Source organism: Sneathiella sp. (assembly GCF_029233945.1).
Taxonomy (GTDB): Bacteria; Pseudomonadota; Alphaproteobacteria; order Sneathiellales; family Sneathiellaceae; genus Sneathiella.
Genome location: NZ_JARGOQ010000038.1, coordinates 25067 through 35212 on the forward strand (window position 1 = coordinate 25067; position 10146 = coordinate 35212).

A 10146-nucleotide genomic window follows, 5' to 3' on the forward strand; every position below is an offset into this window, starting at 1 on the left:
GACGGAGTAAGTTATGGCTCGTAGACGCCGCGGACAACGCGCCCCGTACGAGATTTGGCCGGGCTTCGTCGATGCGCTGACCACTCTCCTGCTGGTGATTATCTTCCTGCTGGTTGTCTTCGTGCTGGCGCAATTTTTCTTGTCCCAAGCCCTGTCAGGCCGGGATGCCGCGCTCGAGAAGCTCAATCAGCAGGTTAATGAGCTTGCCGATCTTCTGGCGATTGAGCGTCGGACAAGCGCAAATCTGGAAGGCCAGATCGCCCAGCTTAATATCGACATGACAAAGCTCGCGGAAGAACGCGACAGCGTTATCATCCAGCTCGACACCCTGACCAGCCGCGCGCTCTCCGCTGAGGAAGACCGGGATCGCCTGACGGTGCTCCTCCGTGAGGAGAAGGATAAAACCGCCGAGGTGGAGGATAAGCTGAACGTGAGTGAGGCCAGCCTGAAAGCTAATCTCGCCGAGCTTGAAAGCCTGAAACGCGACATTACCGCGCTCGAAGAAATCCGCAAAAACCTTGAGGAAGAGGTCGGTAAGCTCGCCGCCACGATTGAGGATAAAGATACCGAGATCGGCAATCTACGTGATCGCAGCAAGGAGCTGGAAGCCCGCATCGCCGATGAAGAGGAGCGGACCAATCTCGCGCAGAAGGATATCGAGGAGCGCGAAATCCGCCTTGCCGAATTGCAAACGCTTTACTTGCAGACGCAGGACAAGCTGACTGAAGAAGAAGAGCTCTCCGCCGCGGCGCGGGCGCAGGTCGCGACCCTCAACGCCCAGATCAACGCACTCCGAAATGAGCTCGCCAAACTCAATCAGGCGCTGGAGGCAAGCGAGCTAAAGGATGTGGAGCAGCAGGCCCAGATCGCCGACCTCGGCAAACGGCTTAATCAGGCGCTCGCGGCCAAGGTGCAGGAATTGCAGCAATATCGCTCCGAGTTCTTTGGTAAGCTTCGGGAGGTGCTTAAAAACCGTCCCGGCATCAGCATTGTCGGCGACCGTTTCGTCTTCCAGTCAGAGGTTCTCTTCGATGCCGGACAGGCAGAGCTTGGGCCGGAAGGCAAACAAGATATGGCGAAATTTGCCGCAACCCTGCTGGAAATTGCGAAGGACATCCCAACGGACATAGACTGGATACTCCGTGTTGACGGCCATACGGATAGTCAGCCCATTAGCACGGCGCGCTTCCCCTCCAACTGGGAACTCTCCGTCGCCCGCGCTCTTTCCGTGACGAAATTCCTGATTAGTCAGGGCGTCCCTGCCAGGCGTCTCGCGCCGACCGGCTTTGGTGAGTTCCAGCCGATTGACAACCGCGATGACGAGATCGGCTATCTTCGCAACCGGCGGATCGAGCTGAAACTGACGGAGCGCTAAGTGGCAGGCAAGGGCCGGAATATCCTTGTCATCAAGCATGGGGCGCTTGGCGATGTGATCCTCGCGCAGGGACCGTTTCAGGCCATCCGCGCCCATCATGGCGATGCACGTATTGTGTTGCTGACAACCCGCCCTTTCGCCGCCTTCCTTGAAAAATCTGGGCTTTTCGATGAAGTCTGGATCGATGAACGACCGAAAATTTGGCAGCTTTCCAAGCTTATTCCCCTGATCCGGAAGCTGCGCAAAGAACGGTTCGACCGTGTCTATGACTTGCAAACCTCAACCCGCACGAATAGCTATTTCAGTTTCTTCCCGAAACGTCGGAAACCGGAATGGTGCGGCATTGCGAAAGGCTGCTCCCACCCGCATGACAGCCCGCTTCGCACCAAAATCCACACGATCGAACGGCATATCGATCAGTTGAAAGTAGCCGGGATAGAGACTGTTCCGACGCCGGATTTTTCCTGGGCAATGGCGGATCTTTCGCGCTTCAGCCTGCCCGCAAATTACGCATTGCTGGTCCCCGGGGGATCGGCACATCGGCCGGAAAAGCGCTGGCCTGCCATCCGCTTCGCCGAGCTTGCTGAGTATCTGGATGAAAAAGGCATCACGCCCGTGCTGATTGGCGGGAAGGCGGAAACCGAGGCAATCGCGAAAATCAAGGAAACTTGCCCGGGCGCAGTCGATCTATCGTCAAAAACGGATTTCGGTGATATCGCCTCTCTCGGGGCGGGGGCAGCTCTGGCGGTCGGTAATGATACGGGCCCGCTGCATCTTATTTCTGCCGTCGGCTGCAAGACGGTCGTGCTGTTTTCCCGTGCCTCCGATCCGAATATGTCCCGCCCGCGTGGCCCCGATGTGCGTGTCTTGCGCGAGGATAATCTTGCCGACCTTTCACTTGGCCATGTGATCGGTGAACTGGATCTGCAGCCATGAGTGGCCTGACAGGCAAAACCGTCCTCTGGTGGGGCCGCTTCGATCCCGACTATTCCCGCAACCGCATCCTTCGTCAGGCTTTTACCGCACTCGGCTGGCAGGTTACCGATTTTCGCCCCCGTATTAGTCCGCTTGGCGATCTGGAAGCAGCCCTCAGAGGCGACAAAAAGGCGGATCTTCTCTGGCTGCCCGCCTTTCGGCAGCGCGATATGGCTGCCGCCGCCAGATGGGCGCGGCGGCGTAATGTGCCGATCATCTTCGATCCCATGATCTCCGCCTATGACAAGCAGGTGTTTGAACGACGAAAATTTCCCGAAACCAGCCCGAAGGCTGTAAGGCTCCTTCAAAAGGAACGGGCAATCTTCTCCGCCGCCGATCAGGTTATCGCCGATACAGTGGGCCACGCGGATTTTTTCACACAAACATTCGGCCTTGATGAGAAGTCAGTCCATGTTATCGCGGTCGGCGCGGAAGAGAGCCTCTTCTACCCTGCCCCGCTTACCAGTAAATCGCCTGAGGAGCCTCTGGAGGTGCTCTTCTATGGCAGTTTTATCGGCCTGCAGGCACCGGAGGTAATCGTCGAAGCCGCAAAGCTCTGCGATGCTCCCGTCCACTGGACCCTGCTCGGCGACGGTCCGCTGAAATCCGCCTGCAAAGCTGCGGCAGAGGGGCATGCGAATATCTCTTTTGAAGACTACCTCCCCTATGGCGACCTGCCCGGACGCATCCATAGGGCAGAAATCCTGCTGGGTGTTTTCGGGACAACGGACAAAGCCGCACGGGTGATCCCCAACAAAGTCTATCAGGCGCTTGCCTGTGGCCGGACCGTGATCACCCGCGAATCAATGGCTTATCCTGCACCGAAGAATGACGGCATCATTGAAATCCCGTCAGGAAACGCGAAAGCACTCGCCGATCAGGTCACAGGGCTTGCCCTTGCACGAGACGACGGACTAGAGGCGCGTGGCAGCGCCGCCCGCGCCTATTTTGATCAGCATTTCAGCCTTGAAACCATCCATGGCCAGCTTGCGAAGGTGCTTGAGGAATTATCAGGCCGATAGCGCGTTCCGACCTACATCGAACTGCAATTTGGCGAGCTTGGCATAAAGTCCATCCTCGGCCATCAGTTCCTCATGGGTGCCCTGATTAACGATGCGGCCATTGTCCAGCACGATAATCCGGTCGGCGTTCAGCACGGTCGCCAGCCGATGCGCAATGACCAGCGTCGTCCGGTTCTGCATGAGATGCTCAAGGGCGATCTGCACTTGCCGCTCGCTCTCCGCATCGAGCGCCGATGTTGCTTCATCCAGCAGCAGAATTTCCGGATCGCGCAATATCGCACGAGCAATGGCGATCCGTTGTTTCTGGCCACCGGAGAGCTTGATCCCCCGCTCGCCAAACTCGGTGTGAAATCCTTCGGGCATGGCATCGATAAATTCCGTGGCGACGGCGGCTTCGGCGGCGGCGCGCACGTCGGCATCGCTCGCCTCGGGCCGACCGTACCGGATGTTCTCCATGGCGGTATCGGCAAAGATGACCGCATCCTGCGGCACCAAGCCCATCAACGCCCGAAGATGAACCGGGTCAACCTCGGCAATATCCGTGCCGTCGATAGTAATGCGGCCAGACTGCGGATCATAAAACCGTAGCAGAAGCTGGAAAATTGTTGTCTTGCCCGCTCCGCTCGGGCCTACCAGTGCGACGGTCTCGCCTTTTTGAATTTCAAGCGAGAAATCATTCAGCGCCGCCTGATCCGGCCGGGAGGGATAGTGAAAAGTGACGTCATCAAAATTGATATTCTTTTCAATTGCAGACCCGATGGGGAGCGGATTTGACGGGATGGCGACCGTCGGTACCTCCGCCAGCAGCTCCAGCAACCGCTCGGACGCGCCGGCAGCGCGCTGCAACTCTCCCCAGACTTCGCTGAGCGACCCCATGGAACCCGCAACAATAACCGCGTAGAACACAAAAGCACCGAGCGTGCCCGCTGACATACTGCCGTCAACAACCGCCGTCGCCCCGCTCCAGAGGACAAAATCAATCGCACCGAAGATCAGCAGAATGACCAGCGCCGTCAGCCAGGCTCGCGCGGTGATCCGTTTGATGGCAATGCGAAAGCTGGTCTCGACATCTTCGCTGAATTGCGCGCGGTCATGATCCTCATGGGTATAGGCCTGCGATGTCTGGATGGCCCGGAGCGTTTCATCGGCGCGCGAACTGACGGCGGCGATGCTGTCCTGGTTAGACCGGCTGAGCTTGCGCACCATGCGGCCAAAGACGATGATCGGCACCAGGACGAAGGGAACCACCAGCAGGACCATGCCAGAGAGCGCCGGGCTGGTGAAGATCAAAAAGGCGAGGCCACCGATAAACAGCAGGAAGTTCCGAAGCGCCACGGAAATCGAGGAACCGATAACTGTCTGGATCAGGGTCGTATCGGTTGTCAGGCGAGAGAGTACTTCACCGGTTCGGGTAATCTCAAAAAAGGCCGGGCTCAAGGTCAGGACATGATTAAACACCGCTTTTCGAATATCGGAGATAACCCGCTCCCCGATCCAGGAAACAAGGAAATAGCGACTGAAAGTGGCAACCGCGAGCAAGGCAACCACGCCCATCAGCCCAATGAAAACACGATCGAGGCTTTCCGGGCCAGCGGTAAATCCCTTGTCCAGAAGATCGCGGATCGCCTGCCCGATCCAAAGGGTGGTGCCGGCCGCAACGATAAGCGCGATCAGGGCGCCAAACGCCTGCGCCTTATAAGGCCTGACGAATCGCCAAAGCTGCCAAAGGCGTGTCACCACCCGTTTTGATTTTTCCTTCTCATCCGCATCAGGGGTGATTCCGTTTACATCCGTCACGCAGCAGGTCCTGCCTCTAATCTGTCATAAAATCCAGTTCTTGGGTGTAACGGTCATAGCCAGGAATGCAAGAAAAAATGCCAAAAAACATATCTTTGCTTGCCATAATGTCTCAGCTTTAATATAAGGCCCGCTGAATGATTTTTAGCGTCCCCCAAAGGGTGAACCGACATGAAAAAAGAAATACATCCAGATTACCACATGATCACAGTCGAAATGACCGATGGATCAACCTTTGAAACCCGTTCGACCTATGGCAAGGAAGGCGATGTTTTGAAGCTCGACATCGACGTGAAAACGCATCCGGCATGGACCGGCGGCCAGCAGCATCTCCGTGATGATGGTCAGGTTGCGAAATTCAACAAGCGTTTTGCGAATTTCGGCATCAAATCAAGCTAACCAAGCACTGAGCCTGTTAAGGTTCCCGGATTAGGCGCTCAATCGAGCGCCTTTTTTGTCGCCCTGCTCAGAAATCCCCGATGATAAGGTTAAAGCTGGGCGCGCTTAAAGGCATGCTTTCCCTGCTCGTCCAGCCGAAGCAGCCTCTGGTACAGACGCTCGCTCCGCTCCAACAGGGATTGCAACTCCTCCGGCAGCAGGCTGGGGTCGCAAGCAGGGTCATCCGCGAGGCATACATCCATATGCTGAAGATGGCACTCATCCGCTTGCGATTCTTCCAGCGTAATCTCCCCCTCCTGCAGCGCACGCTGGAAGAGCAGCCAGGACATGCTTTCCGTCAGCCGCGTGGTGAGCCGCAATGATTCCGACGCATAGCCGAAACTTGCCTCCGCCGGCATGGCGCGCGCGGCTGCCTGCCCCGGGCCAGCAAGATAGGTGCGGGCCTCTTTCACCAGATCCAATGCTTCATCGTAGGTCCGGGTGAAAAAGATGGTCTGCGCCTTGATCTGCGTTCCATCATCATCGCTAACGCCCATCGGCTGTCCTTTGCTGCGCTCGTGAACGGGAATTAAATTCGGATATGCCGGAAAAATCTAGCCCTCAAAAGTTAATTTTCCATATTTCCGGGCCTTGAACTTACAAAAAAATGCCACATATACAAGGCATCGGATGCCAATTTTGGGTCTGATAACAAGGGCTTGTCCCGATTTGGGAAGCCCGCATATATATTGCTTCATAGGAGAATATACCAATGCGTAGTTATGACTTTTCACCCCTGATGCGTTCAACAGTTGGTTTCGACCGGATAGAACAGCTTTTCCGCGGCATGGAACGGGCGTCAACCGACAACGGGTTTCCGCCCTACAACATCGTGAAAACCGATGCGGATCATTTCCGGATCACGATGGCGGTGGCTGGCTTTACGGAAGATCAGCTGGATGTGGTTGCCAACCAGAACACCTTGAAGATCAGCGGAAAATCCGCAGAGGACAAGGAAGAAGCGGAATATCTGCATCGAGGCCTCGCGGCCCGCTCCTTCGTACAGAATTTCGAACTCGCCGAAACGATCAAGGTGGTCGGTGCCGCCATGGAAAATGGCCTGCTCCATATTGATCTCGTCCGGGAGATTCCAGAGGAACTCAAACCCCGTACCATCGAGATCAACAAAGGCAAACTGCTTGAGAGCAAAGCCGCCTAACCAATCAATTCGTTGATCAGGAATAGCCCGCCCCTCCGGCGGGCTATTTTTATTGCCTAGGCATCAATTCCGTGCGCTTCTTCTGCTAATCGTTTCAGCGTAACCCGGTCGACCTTGCCGGTCGCGTTGAAAGGCATTTCGTCGAGAAAGACAATCTCCTCCGGCGTCTTGTAGCCGATCTTTGTCTTTGCAAAAGCTATCACCTCCGAGGCGGCTGGAACCGCTTCTCCGGCCTGCACGGTCACATAGGCCACAACATTCTCGCCATGAACCAGGTCGTGAACCCCAACGACACCGGCATGCTCAATCGATGTGTGACCCTGCAACGCCTCTTCCACTTCCTGTGGGCAGATATTTGATCCGTCATGCACGATGATCTGCTTTTTACGACCGCAGAACCAATAAAAACCCTGCTCATCAATCTGCATGATATCTCCGGTATCAAACCAACCGTCCGCGTCATAGGATTCATCCGTTGCCGACTGATTTCCCCAGTAACCAGATGTTGTGCATTTCGCCCGCACCCACAATCGGCCCGCTGTGTTCAAGGGGACCTCATTATGATCGTCATCAAGCAACACCGCCTCAAAAGCTGGAGCGACCGTACCGACAGATCCCAGATGGTCAACAGATTTGTCCGCATTGAAATGTGAGAAACCGATTTCCGTCATTCCATATACTTCCGAGATGATTATGCCAGCTTTCCGCATGAACTCATGCTCAAGAACGCTTGAAATCTTATCTCCGCCCGACACACAAAGCCGAAGCGAGGCAAAATCATCATGGACCCCGTGACGATCGCGCACGAGCTCAAATAGTGCCGCTGGAATCATGCTGAGCACCGTCGGCTTAAATTCACGTAATATTGGCAGCATTTCATTGCCATCAAAGCTTCGTGCAACGATTAGTCTGGCTCCGAGCGCCAGAATGGAAAGACCCCAGAGAAATCCGCCCATATGAGACAGGGAAGACCCCGGCAACATCACATCATCTTCATTGATGTCCATCGCCACCAGAGCATAGCCGCACATCCAGCCCATTGTTCTTAAGGAATGAGTGACACCTTTAGGTTTACCCGTACTACCCGAGGTAAAGAAGATGACGAAAGGCGCATCCAGATCTGGCACCGGAAGATCAATTCCTGGAGGTTCATTATTTATCATATCCTCAACATGGGGGCCATCACCGCTAGCGCCACCGAAGGTAATGACGCCAAGCGGCAGATCTCTCACCAGCTCCGTCTCTGCCAGATCGCTTGCGCGCTCTGCATGGGCGAGCAGAACAACCGCCCCGCTCAGACCCAATGCGTGATCAATTTCAGGGGCCATGTACCGATAGTTGAGCGGCGTTGCCACCAACCCTGCTTTTATGCAAGCCAAATAATTCACAACCAGTTCCCAGCGGTTGGGCATCAATGACGCGACCCGGTCGCCTGGTTTTAATCCAAAGGCAAGATAGCTTTTCGCAAGCCGGGAGCTCATGTCTTCCAGTTCTCTCCAGGTCCATTTTGCCCGCCGGGATATCAAAGCAATATCGTCAGGTCTTTTTTGCAAGCCGATTGACAAAATATTTGCAAGATCGGCTGGTTGATGAAGTGTGTCGGTGGCATCTGTCATTCTATCCGGTTCCCCTGTATAGTTCCTGTACGGTACGCAAATTAGATCACAACTTTATTGCGAACTGATATCATGTATGATCAAACACGGGTATAGTAAACCACAAGAACAAATTAATGAACAGGTATCGCATCAATGTCTTCGCTTATCTCCACCAAAATTGATTTTGACAAAGACGGTATCCATCACGGATATCTACAGCTGTTGCATTCCGTTCATCGGTCCGCTTACGGATACATCCCGATCCCTATTGCCAGCATGAAGAACGGAACTGGCCCGACAGTCCTTCTGATGGCGGGAAATCATGGCGATGAGTATGAAGGACAGGTGATCCTCTCCAACCTGATCCGGACTCTGCCGCTTGAGCATATCCGCGGCCAGTTGATCATCCTGCCGATGGCGAATTTCCCGGCGGCTGAGGCGGGCCTTCGCACCTCCCCACTTGATCAGGGCAATCTCAACCGCTCTTTTCCCGGCAGCGACACCGGCACCCCGACCCAGCAGATCGCCCATTACATCGAACATACCCTGCTGAAACGCTCGGATTTTCTGTTTGATCTTCACTCGGGTGGCAGTTCGCTTTTTTACACCCCGACATTGCTCTTTTCCATCACCTCCGATGATCCGAATCTCGCCTTGAAGCGGGAGATTGCGGAAGCTTTCAGCCTGCCGCACACTCTATATTTCGAACGTAGCGATGCGGGCAGTTTTTCCTCTGCGGCGGCCTTTCGCAACGGGGTCTGCAGCATCCTGACCGAGCTTGCCGGCGGCGGTACGGTTTCCAAGGGACTGCCCAAGCTTGCCGGTGACGGCCTGCTCCGCTCTTTACACAAAATTGGCGTGATCACCACCGCCCCGGAGCCAGCCCCTAAAAAGAGCCGGATATTCAATGAGGAAGGCAGCATTTTCGCAACCGAACCGGGCGTCTATGAACCGCTCGCCGATCCGGGGGAGGATGTCCACGCGGGTCAGCCCGCCGCGCTGATCCACCGCACCGAAACCCCCGGCCGCGAGCCGATCGAACTGTTTTTTGAGACGGATGGGGTTATTCTCGCAAAACGGCAAGGCGCAAGGGTGGTGCGCGGGGATTGCCTGTTTCATATCGGGCAGGGCGAAGAGAAAAGCTGAGCAACCGGATTTAGGGCTATCCCGGAAAGTTGATAATGGATGATATTCTTCTCGCCATCGCCATCAGCTTTATGGCCTTTATCTCGACCAGCATTGACAATCTCTTCCTGCTTGTCACCTTATCACTCCATCCGAAGTACGGGGTAGCCAAGGTCCGACAGGGGTATCTTCTGGCTGTCCTGGTGATGATTGGCATCTGCCTGCTCTTCGCCCAGGGCATCCAAACACTCCCCGTCAATTTAGTCCCTTATATCGGGTTGATCCCACTCGGAATTGGTCTTTATGAGCTATGGCAGCTTTTCCGCCGAAGCAAATCCACGGAAGTAACTAATCCCGACATAAAGCTGAAAGACGGCGGCAGCTTTCTTACCATTGCGCTCATCATGATCACTCATAGCTGGGATTCCGTCGCGGTGCTGGCCCCGCTCCTCTCCGATACCCGACCCGGCCTGATTGGCTGGATGGTTGTGAGTATCATCGCTGCGGCTACTATTCTCACCTTCGGCGCGCAGAAGGCCGTTGGCCATCCGAAAACGAAGTCATTTCTGGAACGATACGCGCCAAAGGCCCTACCCTTCCTACTGATCGGTGTCGGCCTCTATATCCTGACCAACACTCCGACGGATATCACTTAAA

At 55.3% G+C, this 10146-nt stretch carries 10 protein-coding genes; 7 read left to right on the top strand and 3 right to left on the bottom strand.

What is annotated here, in order from left to right; all coding sequences use genetic code 11:
* Positions 1 to 13: 13 nt before the first annotated feature.
* Genes P1U71_RS12750 through P1U71_RS12760 form a run of 3 tightly spaced genes read left to right on the top strand, consistent with a single transcriptional unit; the run spans position 14 to position 3372 of the window.
* Positions 14 to 1375: a peptidoglycan -binding protein gene (locus P1U71_RS12750; RefSeq protein ID WP_301105990.1), complete on the top strand. Its 1362-nt coding sequence runs from the start codon at positions 14 to 16 to the stop codon at positions 1373 to 1375.
* A complete protein-coding gene (locus P1U71_RS12755; RefSeq protein ID WP_301105991.1) occupies positions 1376 to 2311 on the top strand; it encodes a glycosyltransferase family 9 protein in 936 nt (311 codons plus the stop codon).
* Positions 2308 to 3372 (top strand): glycosyltransferase, encoded by a 1065-nt coding sequence (locus P1U71_RS12760; RefSeq protein ID WP_301105992.1) that lies wholly within the window; start codon positions 2308 to 2310, stop codon positions 3370 to 3372. The genes P1U71_RS12755 and P1U71_RS12760 overlap by 4 nt, the downstream gene beginning before the upstream one ends.
* Here the strand turns inward: P1U71_RS12760 and P1U71_RS12765 are convergent.
* Positions 3361 to 5169: an ABC transporter transmembrane domain-containing protein gene (locus tag P1U71_RS12765; RefSeq protein ID WP_301105993.1), complete on the bottom strand. Its 1809-nt coding sequence runs from the start codon at positions 5167 to 5169 to the stop codon at positions 3361 to 3363. The two genes, P1U71_RS12760 and P1U71_RS12765, sit on opposite strands and share 12 nt — an antisense overlap.
* A gap of 171 nt (positions 5170 to 5340) precedes the next feature.
* Between P1U71_RS12765 and rpmE the strand changes: the two genes are divergently transcribed.
* Positions 5341 to 5568: a 50S ribosomal protein L31 gene (gene rpmE, locus P1U71_RS12770; RefSeq protein WP_227951401.1), complete on the top strand. Its 228-nt coding sequence runs from the start codon at positions 5341 to 5343 to the stop codon at positions 5566 to 5568.
* An 89-nt stretch (positions 5569 to 5657) separates the two neighbouring features.
* Here rpmE and P1U71_RS12775 read toward each other — a convergent pair whose 3' ends face one another.
* Positions 5658 to 6104 carry a DUF1465 family protein gene (locus P1U71_RS12775; RefSeq protein WP_301105994.1) on the bottom strand — a complete coding sequence of 149 codons (447 nt, stop codon included), beginning with the start codon at positions 6102 to 6104 and terminating at the stop codon, positions 5658 to 5660.
* Between the two features lie 215 nt (positions 6105 to 6319).
* Between P1U71_RS12775 and P1U71_RS12780 the strand changes: the two genes are divergently transcribed.
* Positions 6320 to 6766 (top strand): Hsp20 family protein, encoded by a 447-nt coding sequence (locus tag P1U71_RS12780; protein ID WP_301105995.1) that lies wholly within the window; start codon positions 6320 to 6322, stop codon positions 6764 to 6766.
* 56 nt (positions 6767 to 6822) lie between these two features.
* Here the strand turns inward: P1U71_RS12780 and P1U71_RS12785 are convergent, their stop codons facing one another.
* Positions 6823 to 8382, bottom strand: coding sequence for a class I adenylate-forming enzyme family protein (locus P1U71_RS12785; RefSeq protein ID WP_301105996.1), 1560 nt, complete (start codon positions 8380 to 8382; stop codon positions 6823 to 6825).
* A 135-nt stretch (positions 8383 to 8517) separates the two neighbouring features.
* Between P1U71_RS12785 and P1U71_RS12790 the strand changes: the two genes are divergently transcribed.
* Both P1U71_RS12790 and P1U71_RS12795 read left to right on the top strand, forming a co-directional pair.
* Complete coding sequence (locus P1U71_RS12790) at positions 8518 to 9510, top strand: succinylglutamate desuccinylase/aspartoacylase family protein (protein WP_301105997.1); 993 nt, start codon at positions 8518 to 8520, stop codon at positions 9508 to 9510.
* A 35-nt stretch (positions 9511 to 9545) separates the two neighbouring features.
* Positions 9546 to 10145 carry a cadmium resistance transporter gene (locus P1U71_RS12795; protein WP_301105998.1) on the top strand — a complete coding sequence of 200 codons (600 nt, stop codon included), beginning with the start codon at positions 9546 to 9548 and terminating at the stop codon, positions 10143 to 10145.
* Position 10146: the final 1 nt, after the last annotated feature.

Coding starts and splice junctions, on each gene's coding strand:
- rpmE (WP_227951401.1), top strand. CDS start 5,341: ATGAAAAAAGAAATACATCCAGATTACCACATGATCACAGTCGAAATG.
- P1U71_RS12785 (WP_301105996.1), bottom strand. CDS start 8,382: ATGACAGATGCCACCGACACACTTCATCAACCAGCCGATCTTGCAAAT.
- P1U71_RS12760 (WP_301105992.1), top strand. CDS start 2,308: ATGAGTGGCCTGACAGGCAAAACCGTCCTCTGGTGGGGCCGCTTCGAT.
- P1U71_RS12780 (WP_301105995.1), top strand. CDS start 6,320: ATGCGTAGTTATGACTTTTCACCCCTGATGCGTTCAACAGTTGGTTTC.
- P1U71_RS12790 (WP_301105997.1), top strand. CDS start 8,518: ATGTCTTCGCTTATCTCCACCAAAATTGATTTTGACAAAGACGGTATC.
- P1U71_RS12775 (WP_301105994.1), bottom strand. CDS start 6,104: ATGGGCGTTAGCGATGATGATGGAACGCAGATCAAGGCGCAGACCATC.
- P1U71_RS12750 (WP_301105990.1), top strand. CDS start 14: ATGGCTCGTAGACGCCGCGGACAACGCGCCCCGTACGAGATTTGGCCG.
- P1U71_RS12795 (WP_301105998.1), top strand. CDS start 9,546: ATGGATGATATTCTTCTCGCCATCGCCATCAGCTTTATGGCCTTTATC.